The organism is Pseudomonas sp. MIL9 (assembly GCF_016887925.1).
Classification (GTDB): Bacteria; Pseudomonadota; Gammaproteobacteria; order Pseudomonadales; family Pseudomonadaceae; genus Aquipseudomonas; species Aquipseudomonas mohnii.
Genome location: NZ_JAFEHE010000014.1, coordinates 61,745 through 78,245, shown reverse-complemented (window position 1 = coordinate 78,245; position 16,501 = coordinate 61,745). Strand labels below are relative to the sequence as shown.

Sequence of the window (16,501 nt, the reverse complement as noted above, 5' to 3'; positions counted from 1 at the left end):
TCTATAGCTGTGAGTGTCGAGCAACAAAAAAACCAAACGTAATCGTTCGGAAAAGGAAGTTTCTAATGAAGCGACTATTCTGCTTGGCCGCGATTGCGGCCGCACTGATGGGGCACAGTTTCACCGCACAAGCGGCAGGTGTGGAATTCGGGATCGGCCAGACCAGCGACTCGACCATGACTTATCGATTGGGGATGCAGTTCGATTGGGACAAGAGTTGGTGGCAGAGCGATGTTGGCCGCCTGACAGGTTACTGGAGCGGCGCCTACACCTATTGGGAAGGCAACAAGAGTGCCAGCAACAATAGTCTTTCGTTCTCGCCAGTGTTCGTTTACGAGTTTGCCGGCCAGAGCGTCAAACCTTACGTGGAACTGGGGGTAGGCGTGGCGTTTTTCACCAATACCCAGGTCGAAGACAATCACTTGGGCAGTGTCTTCCAGTTCGAAGATCGCTTCGGTTTCGGTCTGCGTTTTGCCGGCGGACATGAAGTTGGAGTTCGGGCTACGCACTATTCCAATGCGGGCATGACCACCCCTAACGACGGCGCAGAGAGTTACGCGTTGCACTATACGATGCCATTGTAACGATCACGGCCTGGACAATTTGCGGTGGCCCCCTTTGGGAGCCAGCTAGCTCCCACAGGGGGTGGCACATTCAGCGATACGCCGTGGAAATGCCCTGGCGCTCATCGATGCATTCCGGCGCGCCCATCTCGAATTCCCGGCAAATCAGCGGGCGCTTTTCGTAGATGGTGCACATCATCGTGTTGCGATCCAGCGCGGCGCACCAGCCGTCGTCCAGGCGCAGCATGACTTCCCCACCCCAGTCATCGGTATCGATAAACCGCTCGGGCACGCCTGTGTCGGTGATCAGCATGACTTCGAGCTGGCAACAGCAGGCTGCGCAGGTCGAGCACGTGACGGCCGGTTCGGCGATTTGCGTGTGAGGTATGGTTTTCATGGCGCGCAGTGTAAGGCAGTCACCCGCTGCTGTGTGAACACTCAGACGGGACGCTCAGTCATCAAGCGTCGAAGCGACCCAACAGCGGCGCCGTGATTGCCGAAGGCTTGGCCAGCAGCAGTTGCGCGGTGCCGATGGTGCGCTCCATAAAGCCGCCTTCGCAGTAGCACAGGTAAAACTCCCACAGTCGCAGGAAATAGTCGTCGTAACCCAGCTCACTCAAGCGACCCTGGGCGCGGCGAAAATTCTCACGCCACAAGCGCAGGGTCCGGGCGTAGTGCAGTCCGAAGTCCTCCATGTGCAGCAGGTTCATGTCGGTGTCGCGACTCACGATCTCCAGCATCTTCTGCACACAGGGCAAGGCGCCGCCGGGGAAGATGTAGCGTTGAATGAAATCGACGCTGTTCTTGGCCTGTTCATAGCGCTGCTCGCGGATGGTGATGGCTTGCAACAGCATCAGACCGTTGCTCTTGAGCAGGTGAGCGCACTGCTTGAAGTAGGTCGGCAGGAAGCGATGGCCGACGGCCTCGATCATCTCGATCGACACCAGTTTGTCGTATTGGCCGGTGAGGTCGCGGTAGTCCTTGAGCAGCAACGTGACCTGGTCTTGCAGTCCGAGGGCATCGATGCGTTGTGCGGTGAAGGCATATTGCTCTTTGGACAGTGTGGTGGTGGTGACTTTGCAGCCGTAATGTTGGGCCGCGTACAGCGCCATGCTGCCCCAGCCGGTGCCGATCTCCAGCAAGTGATCCGTTGGCTTGAGGGCCAGCTTCTGGCAAATCCGCTGCAGTTTGTTCAACTGCGCCTGTTCAAGGCTGTCCTCATCGGTCAAAAACTGCGCCGCCGAATACATCATCGTCGGGTCGAGAAACTGCTCAAACAGGTCATTACCCAGGTCGTAGTGGGCGGCGATGTTTTTCTGCGAGCCCTTGCGGGTATTGCGATTGAGCCAGTGCAGGGCCTGGATCAGTGGCCGACCGAGTTTCGCCAGGCCGCCTTCGAGGCCATCGAGTACTTCAAGGTTACTGACGAACACCCGGACCACCGAGGTCAGGTCCGGCGAACTCCAGTAGCCCTGGATGAACGCTTCGCCCGCGCCAATCGAACCGTTGCTCGCCACCAGTCCCCAGGCTGCGGCATCGAGGATATGGATCTCCCCCAGCAATTCATGGCTGGCACTGCCGAACACATGGCGTACGCCGTCTTCGATCAGCACCAGTTGTCCGTGTTTGAGTTGCGTCAATTGCCGAAGCACGCCGCGACGCAGCAGCGATCCGGTCAGGCCCTGGGTGTTGAACAAGTTGGCTTTGGCCGAGACGCTAGAGGCTTTCATGGTGGCGATCCTTGGGCAGGGTGGTGGCGATCTGAACGTGGCCGTCGGCCGTCTGGTGGGTAAACAACGGCACGCGCTTGAGCAACAGGCGCAGGGCTTGCCAATAGATGGCCAGGGCCGTTTTCGCGGTCATCCATGGAAAGCGCCGCAAGTAACGGTGCAGGCTGGCGCGATCGAGGGGTTCGCGTTCGAGCGTGAGCGTGGCGTCGAACAGTTTTTCTTCGCCCTGCCAGTCGGCCAAGTGCACGCCAATTCGTTTGGCCACCGGGCTGAAGCTCATGCGGTACTGGATATCGCGCGGCAGGAATGGCGACACGTGAAAAGCCTTGGGCACGGCAAAGTGTTGATGGAAATCCGACAGGTCCTGCGGTGCCCTGGCAGGCAACACGTAGTGATAACGCTCGCGCCACGGCGTGTTGCTGACTTCGCAGACGATTGCCGCCAGTTGCCCATCGGCTTCATGGCAATAGAAAAAACTCACCGGATTGAACGACAAGCCCCAACTGCGCGGTTGGGTTAGCAGGCAGATCGAGCCTTGCGGCACATGGCCGATGGCTTCGCTGACCAGTTGGCGCACGGCGTCGATCAGGCGCATGCCGTTGCCGGTGTACGCCTTGAGGTAATCGCGTTCACGAAATGAAAACGGCGCAAAGCTGCTGGCCCCCGCCAGTCGTGACAGGCCGAGCACCGCGTCCTGTTCATCGAGGTCCAGGTACAGCAGGCCGATCCGATAGCGGAAGGCGTGGTGCCGGGGGGCAAAGCGCCGATGGGCGATCCAGCCGCTGTAAAGGGCGCTGTTCACAGGGTTTCTCCAAAGGCGCGGGCCACATGCAGGGCGCTGACCACGCCGTCTTCATGGAAACCGTTGGCCCAGTACGCGCCGCAGTACCAGGTGTGCTGCTGCCCGTCCAGTTCTCCCCGGCGCGACTGGGCCGCCACCGCCGCCAGGCTGTATTGCGGGTGGGCGTAGGTGTATTTGGCGAGCACTTTGAACGGGTTGATGGCGGCGCTCTGGTTGAGGCTGACGCAGAACGTCGTGTCGCTCTGGATGCCTTGCAGGATGTTCATGTCGTAGGTGACGGCGGCACGTGTATGGCCAGCGCCGCCGAGACGAAAGTTCCAGCTGGCCCAGGCGAGTTTTCGCTGTGGAAGCAGGCGCGTGTCGGTGTGCAACACCACCTCATTGTCGGCGTAGGGCAGAGCGCCGAGGATCGATTGTTCGGCTTCGCTGGGCGCTGCCAACAGTTGCAGGGCCTGATCGCTGTCGCAGGCGAACACCACCTTGTCAAAGCGCTCGCTCCCGGTGTGACTGTGGATAACGACACCCTCTGCATCGCGTTCGACCCGTGTCACTGGGCAGTTGAGGCGGATTTTCTCGCGGAAGCTGGCGGTCAACGGCGCGATGTAAGCGCTTGAACCGCCTTCGATGACCTGCCATTGCGGGCGATTGCTCACGGACAACAAGCCGTGATTCTTGAAAAACCTGACGAACGAGTGCAGCGGGAAGGCCAGCATGTCAGCCATGGGCATCGACCAGATCGCCGAGCCCATCGGCACGATGTAGTGCAGGATGAAACGCTCGCCGTAGCCGCCGGCTTTCAAGTAGTCGTCCAGCGTGGTGTCGGGCTTGATCCGCTGTTCTTCCAGGTCACGCAGGGCTTGTTTGTTGAAGCGCAGGATATCCCGCAGCATGCCCCAGAACCCCGGCGATAGCAGGTTGCGGCGCTGGGCGAACAGGCTGTTGAGGTTGTTGCCGTTGTATTCCAGGCCGCTGTCGGGGTCGGTGACCGAGAAGCTCATTTCGGTGGGCTTGAAGCCCACGCCGATCTGGCCCAGCAGACGAATGAAATTCGGATAGGTCCAGTCATTGAACACGATGAAACCGGTGTCCACGGCATAGCGGTGACCATCGACGGTCACGTCCACCGTGTGGGTGTGGCCGCCGATCCAGTCGCTGGCCTCGAACAGGGTGATCTCGTGACGGCGATTGAGTAGATACGCACAGGTCAGCCCCGAGATACCGCTGCCGATAATGGCAATGTTCACGGCTCGTCCTTGATCGGTGGATTGCTGCGAACCATGCGTTTGCCGATCGCCAACTTCATCCGGCCGGGCAACTTCGACAAGGGCCAGAGGACGGCCATGAACAACCCTGGAAACGCGATTTCCAGCGGTCGATCCTTGAGTTTGGCGAAGATGTGCCGCGCGGCTTTATCCGCCGGCCAGCTGAGGGGCATGGGGAAATCGTTTTTTGCGGTCAGGGGGGTGTCGACGAATCCGGGGCTGACCACGGTGACTTCGATGCCTTCCGGTGCCAGATCGATACGCAGCGATTCGAACAAATAACGCATCCCGGCCTTTGAGGCGCCGTAGGCTTCGGCCCTGGGCAACGGCAGGTAGGTCACGGAACTGGCCACGCCCACCAGGTGCGGTGCAGTGCCTGCCCGCAACAGTGGCAGCGCGGCTTCGATGCAATAGCTGCTGGCAAGCAGGTTGGTGCGCACCACATGTTCGATGATCGAGGCATCGAACTGCCGGGCATCCACGTACTCGCAGGTGCCGGCGTTGAGGATCACCGTATCCAGCGAGCCCCAGTCCTCGGCAATCTGTTCGCCGATTTCACGCACGGTCTGGCTGTTGGTCAGGTCTCCTGCCACCACCAGCACTTGTCCTGGATAACGTTGGGACAAGACTTTCAACGGGGCCATCGAGCGTGAGCTGACCGCCAGGTGGGCGCCGGTCTTGAGGATTTCTTCGGCCAACGCGGCGCCAATACCGCTGCTGGCGCCGGTCAGCCAGTATCTTCGTGGAGGTGTAATGCTCATCCCATTCTCCTTTTCAGCCAGGCTATCGCCCGGCCCAATACCGGTAGATGTTCATAAAGCAGTGCCCCGGCATCGAAGTAATCCCGGTGGCAATAAACCTTGTCGCGCCAGCGCAGGTGCGAACAACCGTCGACCCGGATCAGCCGGCCACCCGCCAGGCGCGGATGGCGATAACTCATGATCCAGCGCAAATAGCCTTCGCCTTCAGCGATCTGGTCGAAACCATGAAAGTCGAAGCGCAGCTCGCTGACGTTGGCGTAAAGCTCGGCGAAGTAGCCGCGCAGTTGCCCGAGACCCTGCACTTCGTGCAGCGGATCGGTGAAGCGAACGTCGTCGGTGTACAACTCGCCGAGGCGTTGCAGATTGTCTTTATCCAATTGCGCAAACCGCTGGGCGAACTGGCGCAGGAAGCTACTCATCGTGACCTCCGGCGTTCTGGCGCGACGGCAGGTTCTTGAATGCCGCCAGGGCGCGAGCACGGGACGCGTTCAGGTCGACGATCGGGGGCGGATAATCCGCCACGCCGAACAAAGCGCCGAGTTTCGCCGGGTTGTGCACTTCCTTTTTGTTCAGCCCGGCCAGTTCCGGCAACCAGTGCTTGATGAACACGCCTTCGGCGTCGAATTTTTCCGACTGGCTCAGCGGGTTGAAAATCCGGAAGTAGGGTGCCGAGTCAGTGCCGGTCGATGAGCTCCATTGCCAGCCGCCGTTGTTGGCGGCCAGGTCACCATCGATCAGGTGACGCATGAAAAAACGTTCGCCCTCGCGCCAGTCGATCAACAGGTTCTTGGTCAGGAACATCGCCACCACCATGCGCAAGCGGTTGTGCATCCAGCCGGTTTCCAGCAATTGGCGCATGGCCGCGTCGATGATTGGCACGCCGGTACGCGCTTCTTGCCAGGCCGCCAGTTCTTCTGGGGCGTCGCGCCAGGCCAGGGCTTCGGTTTCCGGGCGGAAGGCGCGATGACGGGAGACCCGTGGGTAGCCCACCAGAATATGTTTATAAAACTCGCGCCACAGCAGCTCATTGATCCAGGTGACAGCGCCGACCTTGCCGCTTTCGAATTCGCCCTGATTGCTTTGCAGTGCCGCGTGCAGGCACTGGCGAGGCGAAATCACCCCGGCGGCGAGGTACGCCGAGAGTTGGCTGGTGCCGGGTTTTGCCGGGAAATCACGCTCGCTCTGGTAGTAGTCGATCTGGGCGTCGGCGAAGGTGTCGAGGCGGCGGCGGGCTTCGACTTCGCCGGCCGGCCAGAGTGCGCGCAGGCGTTCGCCGGGTGTATCGAAACCCTGGATCTGTGCAGGGATCGCGTCGCTGATGATGTTCAGCGGCGCTTGGGCCATTGGCGCGCTGACCAGGCGGGGCAATGATCGATGCAGGCGTTCGTAGCACACCTTGCGGAATTGGCTGAAGACCTGGAAGTAGCTCCCGGTCTTGGTCAGCACGCTACCGGGCTTGAACAGCAGTTGATCCAGGTAACTGCGGGCGTCGATGCCTTGGGCCTTGAGCCGATCGGCGACTGCGGCATCGCGGCGGGTTTCATGCAGGCCGTACTCTTCGTTGAAGTGCACGGCGTCGACGTTCAACTGCCGGCACAGGTCCAGTAGCACCTGGGGTGCATCGTCCCAGCGCGGGGCGTTGCGGATCAGCAGTGGAATGTTCAGTTCGCCCAACGCCTGGCTCAACGTCTTCAGGTTACGTAACCAGAAGTCGACTTTGCACGGCGCGTCATCGTGTTCCAGCCATTGCTCCGGGCTCGGCAGATACACCGCCACGCAGGGGCCAACCGCAGCGGCGGCCGAGAGGGCGGTGTTGTCGTTCACGCGCAAGTCACTGCGCAGCCAGATCAATTGCATGGGAGTGCCCGCATTAAATAAGCCCGCGCTGAACCAGTACTTGATGAGCTGCCAAAGGATCTTCGGCCACGTACAGATCAGCGATCTCTGATGTTTTTACGGACAACTCGGCGTGATGGATGCATACCGTTGGTCCGGCAATCATTTTTGGGCAACTGACGCCATTGAACAGTTTCGGCAGCTGCGAAGGGTTGATGGCTTTGCTGGAGTACAGCAGGACGCCACGGGGTTGCAGATGATCAACCGCCAGCGCCAGTTCGCCGGCGGGTAGGGGCCAGTCGAACACTTCCACCGGGCAATCGGCACTGCTGATCAGCCACGCGGTCAGCCACAGGTGAGGTTCGAGGGGCAGGTCCGAGTGGTTGATCAACAGCAACGGCGCGGTGTGTAGCTGACGATTGTTATGGTAGATGCGCGCGCCGAATTTGCTGCGCAGCCAGGAATAAATAAATACCCGCTCCATTTGCGCGCCGAACTGGCCTTGCCAGCGTTGTTCCAGATCGGTGAGCAATGGCATCAGCAGTTGTTCGCACAAGGTCCGCGGTGGATACAGGGCCATGACCTGGTTGACGGTGTCGTCCAGAGTGCGCTCGGACAAAGTCGCAACGGCTTGCAACAAGGTCTGGCGAAGACGCTGCCAATCGTTCTCCGCGGACTCGCTGAAGTCTTGCGGGGTGTCGAGCAATTGCTTGACCTGGCTGACGGCTACGCCGCGATTGAGCCAGGTGAGGATGGTCAGGATGCGTTGCACATGTTCGGTCGAGAACAGTCGATGCCCCTTGGGCGTGCGTTGCGGCACGATCAGGCCATAGCGCCGCTCCCAGGCGCGCAAGGTGATGGCGTTGACCCCGGTTTGCCGGGCCACTTCGCGGATCGGCAGCCAGCCCTCGTCCAGGGCCTTCTTGAAATCGGCGCCGAGGTCTTCGCTGGCGCTACTGTCGAGAGGGACTTTCATCAGATGGCGTTTCGCAGGCTGAGGTTTTCCGGGTGCGGTTGCAGGTAAACCTGCTGCGCGATGTAGGGGTCCGGGTGCTGGCGAAAGTAGTGCTTGAGCAGCATCAGCGGCACCACCAATGGCACGATGCCGTGGCGGTACTGGCCAATGACGTGTTGCACTTCCTGTTTATCCTCGGCGCTGATTGCCTGTTTCAAGTAACCGCTGATGTGATGCAGAACGTTGGTGTGGGTGCGGCGGGTCGCGCATTTTTTCAGGGCCGCCATCAACTCGCTGAAATAGCGCGGGCCAAGCACCTTCGGGTCGGTGCGGCCCATGCTGCCCAACAGATTGCCCAGGGTTTTGTATTGCACCGGGTTGTGGGCCATCAGCAGGTATTTGTAGCGCGAGTGGAAGTCTGTGAGACCGCGTCGAGTCAGGCCTTCTTGCAGCAATTGCTGCCATTCGCTGTAGGCGAATACACGGGTGAGAAAGTTTTCGCGCAGCACCGGGTCGTTGAGTCGGCCGTCTTCTTCCACCGGCAAATCCGGATGCAAGGCGCAAAACGCCCGGGCATAGATGCCTTGGCCGCCACCGTCCTGCGGTGCGCCATTGGCGCGGTAGACCTTGACCCGCTCCAGTCCGCAGGACGGCGATTTCTGCATAAAGATGTAGCCACAGATATCGCTCAGCTCTGCTGCCATCGTCCGGCCGTAATCGGCCAGCGGCCGGGTGACATTGATCTCGCGGTTGATCGTGCCGACGGCTTCGGGTTGATCCGGATCACCCACCAGCCGGATCGGCTCCCGGGGAATGCCCAGGCCAATCGCGACTTCCGGGCAGACCGGCACGAAATCGAAGTAGTCGGTGAGGACGCGGCTGCACAGTCGCGATTCCTTGTGCCCGCCGTTGTAGCGCACTTCTGCGCCCATCAGGCAGGCGCTGATGGCGATTTTTGGTTTGGCAGGGGACGGGAGCATTGGAGCACCTCAAAATCAAAACCTATACAGACTTCGCGATCTGTACAACATAGGTTCATCATAGATTCAAAGGTGTACAAGTCAAACAATTTGCACAAGTTTTTCCGAGACGTGCCTACAGCCAGCCGAACTTCCACTGATCCTTATCGCGAAGGGCCTGCCACTTGAGCTGTTCGCTGCGTTTGGTCAACACCGCTTGCAACTCGACCTCCAGCACCTCCCCTTCGTCGTTGCGGATCAGTTCGGTCACCAGAAAGTGTTTCTCGCGGTTTTGCGGGTGGGCTGCTGTCCATTTCGACAGCAGCAACTTGCTTGGGTTGATGCGGTTCATTGCAGGTGTTCATGCAAGCGGCGGGCGGCTTCCTGACCGCTGAGCCAGGCGCCTTCCACGCGTCCGGACAGGCACCAGTCGCCACACGCATACAGACCCAGGTCGGCATCGGCCAGGGTGCCCCACTCATGGCTGCTCGCGGGACGGGCATAGAGCCAGCGGTGGGCGAGGCTGAAGCTCGGGGCGGGCATGGCACTGTGCAGCAGTTCGGCGAAGGCGCCGTGCAGTTGCTCGATCACGGCTTCTTTCGGCAGGTCGATGTGCTGGCGACTCCAGGCGCTGGTGGCATGCAACACCCAGGTATCGAGGGTGTTGTCGCGGCCCGGTTTACTGCGGTTGCGTGCCAGCCAGTCCAGCGGACTGTCCTGCACGAAACAGCCTTCCATGGGGGTGTCCAGCGGGGTTTCGAACGCCAGTGCGACCGCCCAGGTAGGGTCCATTTTCACCCCGGCGGCGGCACCGGCAAGCTTCGGCGCGGAGGCCAGCAACGCGGTTGCCTGAGGCGCCGGCGTGGCGATCACCACATGGCTGAAGGGGCCATGGGTGAAGCCTTCGGCGTCTTGCAGGTGCCAGTGTTCTTCGCCGCGATAGACCTCGGTGATGCGGCAGGCGAAATGCACTTCCAGGTCGCCGAGCAAAGCGCGGGTGATGGCGCTCATGCGCGGCGTACCGACCCAGCGGGTCTGTTCGTCCGGTGACAGGTTGAGCTGGCCGCCATGAAAGGTGTACAGCTGCGGCGCCCATTCGGCGACCCAGCCGTTGGCTTGCCAGCGCTGCACTTCGGTGACGAAGCGGCGATCGCGAGCCGTGAAATATTGCGCGCCCATGTCCAGGGCGCCCGCGTCGCTGCGCTTGCTCGACATGCGTCCGCCACTGCCGCGGCTTTTATCGAAAAGTTTAACGACATGCCCTGCATCTGTCAGGGCTTGTGCGGCGGATAACCCGGCAATGCCGGTGCCGATGATCGCGATAGGTACAGTCATAAGGGCCTCGTTTACCTTTCTGTACAGACTACGCCGGGGTTTAAACCTGTACAATATTGTTTTTTGGTATAACTTTTAGCGTTCTCGTTCTGACAGCTTGGCCTATTGTTAAACACAGAGCCTGCCCGATACCAAAAGATCCCTTGCTTATAAAAATAGACTAGTGATCAGGGTAAAACGCCACGTGAGGAAGATGTCATGCACATATTGCTGACCGGCGGTACTGGTTTGATAGGACGTCAGCTCTGCCGACACTGGTCGAGTCAGGGGCATCGCCTGACAGTCTGGAGCCGGACGCCTGAAAAAGTCGCGAAAATCTGTGGCGATCAAGTGCGTGGAATCGCGCGGCTCGAAGACCTGGGCGCGGCCCCTGTCGATGCCGTGGTGAACCTCGCCGGCGCACCGATCGCCGACCGTCCATGGACGCACAAACGCAAAGCCTTGTTGTGGAGCAGCCGTATCACCCTGACCGAAACCTTGCTGACCTGGCTTGAAGGCCGTGAGCACAAACCGCAGGTATTGATTTCCGGGTCGGCGGTCGGTTGGTACGGTGATGGTGGCGAGCGCGAGCTGACCGAGGAATCGCCACCGGTCAACGAAGATTTCGCCAGTCAGTTGTGCATCGCCTGGGAGGAAACCGCGCAGCGCGCCGAGGCCTTGGGTATTCGTGTGATCCTTATACGCACCGGGCTGGTGCTGTCGGCCGAAGGCGGCTTTTTGTCGCGGCTGTTGTTGCCATTCAAATCAGGGTTGGGCGGCCCGATTGGCAATGGTCGCCAGTGGATGCCATGGATCCATATCAACGATCAAATCGCCCTGATTGATTTTCTTCTGCATCGCAATGAAGCCAGCGGTCCATATAATGCCTGCGCACCGAAGCCGGTGCGCAATCGCGAATTTGCCAAAACGTTGGGCAGCGTGCTCCATCGCCCGGCGTTCATGCCGTTGCCGGCCTTTGTACTGAAGATCGGCCTGGGCGAGTTGTCATTGTTACTGCTGGGCGGTCAGCGAGCCACGCCGGTTCGTTTGCTGCAGGCGGGTTTCACTTTCCAGTTCACTGATTTGCGCGCGGCCCTGGACGATCTGTCCAGCCGCCTCTGAAATAGGACGTTGCATGACGGATCACGCGTTGCTTCTGGTCAACCTGGGCTCACCAGCCTCCACCTCGGTGGCGGATGTACGCAGCTACCTCAATCAGTTTTTGATGGATCCGTATGTGATCGACCTGCCATGGCCGGTTCGGCGCTTGTTGGTGTCGTTGATCCTGATCAAGCGCCCCGAGCAATCGGCCCATGCCTATGCCTCGATCTGGTGGGAGGAGGGCTCGCCACTGGTGGTGCTCAGCCGTCGCCTGCAGCAGGCCGTGACGGCCCACTGGAAGCATGGCCCGGTGGAGCTGGCGATGCGTTATGGCGAGCCGTCCATCGAGTCGTCGCTGCTGCGTCTGGTGGCCGCGGGAATCAAGCGAATCACCCTGGCGCCGCTTTATCCACAGTTCGCCGACAGCACCACCACCACTGTGATCGAAGAGGCCAAGCGGGTGGTGCGCGAAAAGAAACTCGACGTGCAACTGTCGGTGCTCCAGCCGTTTTACGATCAGCCGGAATACCTCGATGCCCTGGTGGCCAGCGCCAAACCTTATCTGCAACAGGACTACGATCACCTGTTGTTGAGCTTTCACGGGTTGCCTGAGCGCCACCTGACCAAGCTCGATCCGACCGGCCAGCATTGCTTCAAGAATGACGAATGCTGCAGGAATGCTTCGCCGGCCTCCCTGGCGACCTGTTACCGCGCCCAATGCCTGCGTAGCGCGGCCGAGTTTGCCAGGCGCATGGGCTTGCCGGACGGCAAGTGGTCGGTGTCATTTCAATCGCGACTGGGCCGCGCGAAATGGATTGAACCCTACACCGAAGCGCGCCTCGACGAACTGGCCAAGAGTGGCGTGAAAAAGGTACTGGTGATGTGCCCGGCGTTCGTCGCCGACTGCATCGAGACACTGGAGGAGATCGGTGATCGCGGACGGGAGCAATTCCGCGAAGCGGGCGGCGAGGAGTTGGTGCTGGTGCCGTGCCTCAACGATGACCCGCAGTGGGCGCGAGCGTTGAGTGCGTTGTGCGAGCGAGCGCCGTTGGCGCTGTAGGCATACAACCTGTGGTGAGGGAGCAAGCTCCCTCACCACAGGGATCATCTGTTACACCAGCGGCTCATCCGCCTTCTTGTGCTTCCAGCTGTCATTGCCCGGCAGAATCAGGTTCAGCGCAATCGCCACCACCGCGCACAGCGCGATGCCTTTGAGGCCGAAGTCATCGGGGCCGGTTCCGGTGCCGACCAGTACGCCGCCAATCCCGAACACCAGGGTCACCGACACGATCACCAGGTTGCGTGCTTCGCCCAGGTCGATCTTGTGGCGAATCAGCGTGTTCATGCCCACGGCCGCGATCGAGCCGAACAACAGGCAGAGAATCCCGCCCATTACCGGCACCGGAATGCTTTGCAGCAGTGCACCAAACTTGCCGATGAATGCCAGGCTGATGGCGAAGATTGCTGCCCAGGTCATGATTTTCGGGTTGTAGTTCTTGGTCAGCATCACCGCGCCGGTCACTTCGGCGTAGGTGGTGTTCGGTGGACCGCCGAACAGGCCGGCAGCGGTGGTGGCAATGCCATCGCCGAGCAGGGTGCGGTGCAGGCCGGGTTTTTTCAGGTAATCGCGACCGGTCACGCTACCCACGGCAATCACACCGCCAATGTGCTCGATGGCCGGGGCCAGGGCCACCGGAACGATGAACAGGATCGCCTGCCAGTTGAATTCCGGCGCAGTGAAGTGGGGGAGGGCGAACCACGGCGCAGCAGCAATTTTCGCGGTATCGACTACGCCGAAGTAGAACGACATGCCAAAACCCACCAGCACGCCCGAGATGATCGGCACCAGGCGGAAAATGCCTTTGCCGAACACCGCGACGATCAGGGTGGTCAGCAACGCTGGCATCGAGATCATCATTGCCGTCTGGTAATGAATCAGTTCAGTGCCGTCGCCGGCCTTGCCCATCGCCATGTTGGCGGCAATCGGCGCCATGGCCAGGCCAATGGAGATGATCACCGGGCCGATGACCACGGGCGGCAGCAAGCGGTCGATGAAACCGGTGCCTTTGATCTTCACGGCCAGGCCGAGGAAGGTGTAGACGAAACCGGCCGCCATCACGCCGCCCATGGTCGCGGCCAGGCCGAACTGGCCTTTGGCGAGGATGATCGGGGTGATGAAGGCAAAGCTCGAGGCCAGGAACACCGGCACCTGACGCCCGGTGACGATCTGGAACAGAATCGTCCCCAGGCCGGCGGTAAACAGCGCCACGTTCGGGTCCAGGCCGGTGATCAGCGGCATCAGCACCAAAGCGCCGAAGGCCACGAACAGCATCTGTGCGCCGGACAGCACCGTGCGCCAGAGCGGATCGTTGAACTCATCCTGCATGGTCACGCGTCCTTCTGCTTGGTGCCGAAGATCTTGTCACCGGCATCGCCCAGGCCCGGGATGATGTAACCGTGTTCGTTCAATTTCTGATCGATGGAAGCGGTATAGATAGTCACGTCCGGGTGAGCTTTCTCGACCACGGCGATGCCTTCCGGCGCGGCCACCAGCACCATGGCGCGGATGTCCTTGCAGCCCGCTTTTTTCAGCAGATCGATGGTGGCGACCATCGAACCGCCGGTGGCGAGCATCGGGTCGATGATCATCGCGAGCCGTTCGTCGATTTCAGGGACGAGTTTTTCCAGATAGGTGTGGGCTTCGAGGGTTTCCTCGTTGCGGGCCACGCCCACGGCGCTGACTTTGGCGCCCGGGATCAGGCTCAGCACGCCTTCGAGCATGCCGATGCCGGCGCGCAGGATCGGTACTACAGTGATTTTCTTGCCGGCGATTTTCTCGACCGACACAGTGCCGCACCAACCTTCGATATCGTAGGTTTCCAGCGGCAGGTCTTTGGTGGCTTCATAGGTCAGCAGGGCGCCGACTTCCTGAGCGAGTTCACGGAAATTCTTGGTGCTGATGTCTGCGCGGCGCATCAGGCCAAGTTTATGACGGATCAGCGGATGGCGGATCTCGAGGATGGGCATGGGAAAGGCTCCGGCGGCGGGCAAAAAAACCGGCCTAGATTAATCTATCCGAGGGTGTTGTCCTATAGACATTCAGTACGTTAGTCCACAAACGCTTGATCTGGCCTCGCTTGATGCGTACCTTTGCCCGCTTTTCCCAAATCCGTCACCCCCCTGGAGAGCACCATGTCCGCTGATCTCGAGCATATCCGTCAAATCATGCGAGAGGCTGACTGCCTGTACACCGAAGCTGAAGTCGAGGCGGCCATCGCTCGCGTCGGTGCGCACATCAACGAACAACTGGCGGACAGCAATCCGGTGGTGTTCTGTGTGATGAACGGCGGGCTGATTTTCGCCGGCAAACTGCTGACCCATCTGCATTTCCCGCTGGAAGCCTCCTACCTGCACGCCACCCGCTATCGCAACGAAACCAGCGGCGGCGAGCTGTTCTGGAAGGCCAAGCCGGAAGTGTCGTTCATCGACCGCGATGTGCTGATCATCGATGACATCCTCGACGAAGGTCACACCCTGGGCGCGATCATCGACTTCTGCAAACACGCCGGCGCGCGCAAAGTGCACACCGCCGTGCTGATCGACAAGGACCATGACCGCAAGGCGCGTCCGGATCTCAAGGCCGATTTCGTGGGGCTGCCCTGCATCGACCGTTACATTTTCGGCTACGGCATGGATTACAAAGGCTACTGGCGCAACGCCAACGGGATTTTTGCCGTCAAAGGTATGTAAGACCATGACCAACGCGAGCTTTCTTGATCAAACGCTGTTCGCTGAACTGGCCGAGAAAGCCGCGGCTAATCCTCGCGGACGCCAACATCACAATTTCCACCAGATGGAAGAGGCTTGTCACCGCATGGCGGTGGGTTTGCAGCCTGCCACCTATATCCCGCCTCACCGGCACCTGGGGGAAAACAAGGCTGAAACCTTGCTGGTGCTCAAGGGGAAGCTGGGCTTGTTGATCTTCGACGAATCCGGTGCAGTGCTGAGCAGGTCGGTCCTGCAGGCCGGTGGTGATTGCGTTGGCGTGGACCTGCCCGCTGGCGTGTTCCATGGTCTGGTGGTGCTGGAGGCCGACAGCCTGATGTTCGAATGCAAGGCCGGTCCTTACCGTCCGGTGGGTGAAGGCGAGCAGGCCCACTGGGCACCGCGTGAAGGTGAACCGGGTGTCGCGGAGTATCACGCCTGGATGCGCGCGCAGTTCGACTGAACCATGACCTGCAGGAGATGTGTTCACCCATCCAGTCCTGTTAGCTCATGCTAGAGTGCTCAGCCCCGATTCCGGAGCCTGTCATGAGCCGTTCGATCCGCTGCTGCGCCGCCCTGTTGCTGACCCTCAGCCTTCCCCTGGCCGCCGCCCCGGCGCCGATGCATGCGCAGTTCCTGCCACCGGATGACCTGACCCTGCGCGATACCGCGCCTGAGCAGCAGCAACTGATGCAGGTCACCGACTATTCAGTGGTGGTCGGTGCGCAACGCCAGTCCAACCAGCAACCGATTCCGGTCACCTCGCCGCTGTCGATCCGCCTCAAGGGCAAAGCCTTGAACAAGGGCGCCACGATCAATCAGGTGCTGGTCAATTTCGACGGCGAAAGCAAAAGCCTGAAAAAACCGGTCTACGACGACAAGAGCAAGACCCTGACGCTCTATTACCCCTTGGCTCAGTACCGGGTGGTGATGGACTTGCTACGCAATGACACGGTGTATTGCCAGTTCCTCAGTTACGCCAACGGTCATATCTGGGCCGATCTTCACACTGGCAGTGTTCGTCCGCGTTGAGTGCCGGGCCCGCGCAGGGGTAAACTGCCCGCCCCGTGAAATGTCTGCGAGCTGGAGTCGGCAATGCGTAAAGATAAGAAACAAGTGATTGGTGACGAGATCGGCGATGAGCAGATCAAGTTGTTCCTCGATTTCGAACCGGTCGACGCCACTTCGCCTTCGTTGCACAAACTGGTCAAGGCTTATCGTGGCCTGCGTATCGATGATTTCGAGCGTTTTCTGACGTTCTTCGTCGAGGCCGGCCTGGACCTGAACGGCAAGGACGAGCACGGCAATGATTTTGTCGCCCTGATCAAGGATCAGCGCAACGCAGCGGATTACATCGAGCTGATCGAGAAAGCGCGCGGCTGACTTGTGGCGAGGGAGCAAGCTCCCTCGCCACAACGATAGGCTGACCGCCCATAAAAAAACGCCCCGCTCT

Annotated in this window: 20 protein-coding genes; 7 read left to right on the top strand and 13 right to left on the bottom strand. The window is 60.3% G+C overall.

Features of this window, described 5'->3' with window-relative positions; translation table 11 throughout:
- Positions 1-65 precede the first annotated feature (65 nt).
- Entirely contained in the window at positions 66-584 is a 519-nt protein-coding gene (locus JQF37_RS16685) for an acyloxyacyl hydrolase (protein WP_130208309.1), read from the top strand.
- Between the two features lie 70 nt (positions 585-654).
- On the opposite strand, the gene JQF37_RS16680 is transcribed toward JQF37_RS16685, so the two are convergent.
- The 11 genes from JQF37_RS16680 to JQF37_RS16630 form a co-directional block, all read right to left on the bottom strand.
- Positions 655-960, bottom strand: a complete 306-nt coding sequence (locus JQF37_RS16680; RefSeq protein ID WP_007981864.1) for a YkgJ family cysteine cluster protein — start codon at positions 958-960, stop codon at positions 655-657.
- 61 nt (positions 961-1,021) lie between these two features.
- Positions 1,022-2,293 (bottom strand): cyclopropane-fatty-acyl-phospholipid synthase family protein, encoded by a 1,272-nt coding sequence (locus tag JQF37_RS16675; protein WP_130208307.1) that lies wholly within the window; start codon positions 2,291-2,293, stop codon positions 1,022-1,024.
- Positions 2,280-3,095 (bottom strand): DUF1365 domain-containing protein, encoded by an 816-nt coding sequence (locus tag JQF37_RS16670; protein ID WP_204149697.1) that lies wholly within the window; start codon positions 3,093-3,095, stop codon positions 2,280-2,282. Before JQF37_RS16670 ends, JQF37_RS16675 begins: the two co-directional genes overlap by 14 nt.
- The gene (locus JQF37_RS16665; protein ID WP_204149696.1) at positions 3,092-4,339 is read right to left on the bottom strand and encodes an FAD-dependent oxidoreductase; all 1,248 of its coding nucleotides are present in this window, start codon (positions 4,337-4,339) and stop codon (positions 3,092-3,094) included. The genes JQF37_RS16670 and JQF37_RS16665 overlap by 4 nt, the downstream gene beginning before the upstream one ends.
- Positions 4,336-5,118 (bottom strand): SDR family NAD(P)-dependent oxidoreductase, encoded by a 783-nt coding sequence (locus JQF37_RS16660; protein WP_130208301.1) that lies wholly within the window; start codon positions 5,116-5,118, stop codon positions 4,336-4,338. The genes JQF37_RS16665 and JQF37_RS16660 overlap by 4 nt, the downstream gene beginning before the upstream one ends.
- On the bottom strand, positions 5,115-5,537 hold the full coding sequence (locus JQF37_RS16655; RefSeq protein ID WP_130208299.1) for a nuclear transport factor 2 family protein: 423 nt from the start codon (positions 5,535-5,537) through the stop codon (positions 5,115-5,117). Before JQF37_RS16655 ends, JQF37_RS16660 begins: the two co-directional genes overlap by 4 nt.
- Positions 5,530-6,975 carry a deoxyribodipyrimidine photo-lyase gene (phrB, locus tag JQF37_RS16650; protein WP_130208297.1) on the bottom strand — a complete coding sequence of 482 codons (1,446 nt, stop codon included), beginning with the start codon at positions 6,973-6,975 and terminating at the stop codon, positions 5,530-5,532. The genes JQF37_RS16655 and phrB overlap by 8 nt, the downstream gene beginning before the upstream one ends.
- A gap of 13 nt (positions 6,976-6,988) precedes the next feature.
- Positions 6,989-7,930 (bottom strand): MerR family transcriptional regulator, encoded by a 942-nt coding sequence (locus tag JQF37_RS16645; RefSeq protein WP_130208295.1) that lies wholly within the window; start codon positions 7,928-7,930, stop codon positions 6,989-6,991.
- Entirely contained in the window at positions 7,930-8,889 is a 960-nt protein-coding gene (locus JQF37_RS16640) for a DUF523 and DUF1722 domain-containing protein (protein WP_130208293.1), read from the bottom strand. The genes JQF37_RS16645 and JQF37_RS16640 overlap by 1 nt, the downstream gene beginning before the upstream one ends.
- 115 nt (positions 8,890-9,004) lie before the next feature.
- Complete coding sequence (locus JQF37_RS16635; RefSeq protein WP_130208291.1) at positions 9,005-9,220, bottom strand: TIGR02450 family Trp-rich protein; 216 nt, start codon at positions 9,218-9,220, stop codon at positions 9,005-9,007.
- On the bottom strand, positions 9,217-10,203 hold the full coding sequence (locus JQF37_RS16630; protein ID WP_130208289.1) for an NAD(P)/FAD-dependent oxidoreductase: 987 nt from the start codon (positions 10,201-10,203) through the stop codon (positions 9,217-9,219). Before JQF37_RS16630 ends, JQF37_RS16635 begins: the two co-directional genes overlap by 4 nt.
- Positions 10,204-10,401: 198 nt before the next feature.
- On the opposite strand from JQF37_RS16630, the gene JQF37_RS16625 reads away from it, so the two are divergent.
- Together JQF37_RS16625 and hemH are read left to right on the top strand one after the other, a co-directional pair.
- On the top strand, positions 10,402-11,304 hold the full coding sequence (locus JQF37_RS16625; RefSeq protein WP_130208287.1) for a TIGR01777 family oxidoreductase: 903 nt from the start codon (positions 10,402-10,404) through the stop codon (positions 11,302-11,304).
- Between the two features lie 13 nt (positions 11,305-11,317).
- The gene (gene hemH / locus JQF37_RS16620; protein WP_130208285.1) at positions 11,318-12,343 is read left to right on the top strand and encodes a ferrochelatase; all 1,026 of its coding nucleotides are present in this window, start codon (positions 11,318-11,320) and stop codon (positions 12,341-12,343) included.
- A 51-nt stretch (positions 12,344-12,394) separates the two neighbouring features.
- Here the strand turns inward: hemH and JQF37_RS16615 are convergent, their stop codons facing one another.
- Positions 12,395-13,669, bottom strand: a complete 1,275-nt coding sequence (locus JQF37_RS16615) for a uracil-xanthine permease family protein (protein WP_130208283.1) — start codon at positions 13,667-13,669, stop codon at positions 12,395-12,397.
- A 2-nt stretch (positions 13,670-13,671) separates the two neighbouring features.
- Entirely contained in the window at positions 13,672-14,310 is a 639-nt protein-coding gene (upp, locus tag JQF37_RS16610; RefSeq protein ID WP_096509110.1) for a uracil phosphoribosyltransferase, read from the bottom strand.
- Positions 14,311-14,475: 165 nt separating this feature from the next.
- Here upp and JQF37_RS16605 point away from each other — a divergent pair, with 165 nt between their 5' ends.
- The 4 genes from JQF37_RS16605 to JQF37_RS16590 all read left to right on the top strand — a co-directional run bounded on the left by JQF37_RS16605 (position 14,476) and on the right by JQF37_RS16590 (position 16,431).
- Positions 14,476-15,033, top strand: coding sequence for a hypoxanthine-guanine phosphoribosyltransferase (locus JQF37_RS16605; protein ID WP_047533108.1), 558 nt, complete (start codon positions 14,476-14,478; stop codon positions 15,031-15,033).
- 4 nt (positions 15,034-15,037) lie between these two features.
- The gene (locus JQF37_RS16600) at positions 15,038-15,511 is read left to right on the top strand and encodes a WbuC family cupin fold metalloprotein (RefSeq protein WP_130208281.1); all 474 of its coding nucleotides are present in this window, start codon (positions 15,038-15,040) and stop codon (positions 15,509-15,511) included.
- 83 nt (positions 15,512-15,594) lie between these two features.
- Entirely contained in the window at positions 15,595-16,080 is a 486-nt protein-coding gene (locus tag JQF37_RS16595) for a hypothetical protein (RefSeq protein ID WP_130208279.1), read from the top strand.
- Positions 16,081-16,143: 63 nt separating this feature from the next.
- Complete coding sequence (locus JQF37_RS16590) at positions 16,144-16,431, top strand: PA4642 family protein (protein WP_090465008.1); 288 nt, start codon at positions 16,144-16,146, stop codon at positions 16,429-16,431.
- Positions 16,432-16,501: the final 70 nt, after the last annotated feature.

Excerpts from the sequence above, each read along its gene's own strand:
- JQF37_RS16685 (WP_130208309.1), top strand. The coding sequence starts at position 66 with ATGAAGCGACTATTCTGCTTGGCCGCGATTGCGGCCGCACTGATGGGG.
- JQF37_RS16680 (WP_007981864.1), bottom strand. The coding sequence starts at position 960 with ATGAAAACCATACCTCACACGCAAATCGCCGAACCGGCCGTCACGTGC.
- JQF37_RS16675 (WP_130208307.1), bottom strand. The coding sequence starts at position 2,293 with ATGAAAGCCTCTAGCGTCTCGGCCAAAGCCAACTTGTTCAACACCCAG.
- JQF37_RS16660 (WP_130208301.1), bottom strand. The coding sequence starts at position 5,118 with ATGAGCATTACACCTCCACGAAGATACTGGCTGACCGGCGCCAGCAGC.
- JQF37_RS16655 (WP_130208299.1), bottom strand. The coding sequence starts at position 5,537 with ATGAGTAGCTTCCTGCGCCAGTTCGCCCAGCGGTTTGCGCAATTGGAT.
- phrB (WP_130208297.1), bottom strand. The coding sequence starts at position 6,975 with ATGCAATTGATCTGGCTGCGCAGTGACTTGCGCGTGAACGACAACACC.
- JQF37_RS16645 (WP_130208295.1), bottom strand. The coding sequence starts at position 7,930 with ATGAAAGTCCCTCTCGACAGTAGCGCCAGCGAAGACCTCGGCGCCGAT.
- JQF37_RS16640 (WP_130208293.1), bottom strand. The coding sequence starts at position 8,889 with ATGCTCCCGTCCCCTGCCAAACCAAAAATCGCCATCAGCGCCTGCCTG.
- JQF37_RS16635 (WP_130208291.1), bottom strand. The coding sequence starts at position 9,220 with ATGAACCGCATCAACCCAAGCAAGTTGCTGCTGTCGAAATGGACAGCA.
- JQF37_RS16630 (WP_130208289.1), bottom strand. The coding sequence starts at position 10,203 with ATGACTGTACCTATCGCGATCATCGGCACCGGCATTGCCGGGTTATCC.
- JQF37_RS16625 (WP_130208287.1), top strand. The coding sequence starts at position 10,402 with ATGCACATATTGCTGACCGGCGGTACTGGTTTGATAGGACGTCAGCTC.
- hemH (WP_130208285.1), top strand. The coding sequence starts at position 11,318 with ATGACGGATCACGCGTTGCTTCTGGTCAACCTGGGCTCACCAGCCTCC.
- JQF37_RS16615 (WP_130208283.1), bottom strand. The coding sequence starts at position 13,669 with ATGCAGGATGAGTTCAACGATCCGCTCTGGCGCACGGTGCTGTCCGGC.
- upp (WP_096509110.1), bottom strand. The coding sequence starts at position 14,310 with ATGCCCATCCTCGAGATCCGCCATCCGCTGATCCGTCATAAACTTGGC.
- JQF37_RS16605 (WP_047533108.1), top strand. The coding sequence starts at position 14,476 with ATGTCCGCTGATCTCGAGCATATCCGTCAAATCATGCGAGAGGCTGAC.
- JQF37_RS16600 (WP_130208281.1), top strand. The coding sequence starts at position 15,038 with ATGACCAACGCGAGCTTTCTTGATCAAACGCTGTTCGCTGAACTGGCC.
- JQF37_RS16595 (WP_130208279.1), top strand. The coding sequence starts at position 15,595 with ATGAGCCGTTCGATCCGCTGCTGCGCCGCCCTGTTGCTGACCCTCAGC.
- JQF37_RS16590 (WP_090465008.1), top strand. The coding sequence starts at position 16,144 with ATGCGTAAAGATAAGAAACAAGTGATTGGTGACGAGATCGGCGATGAG.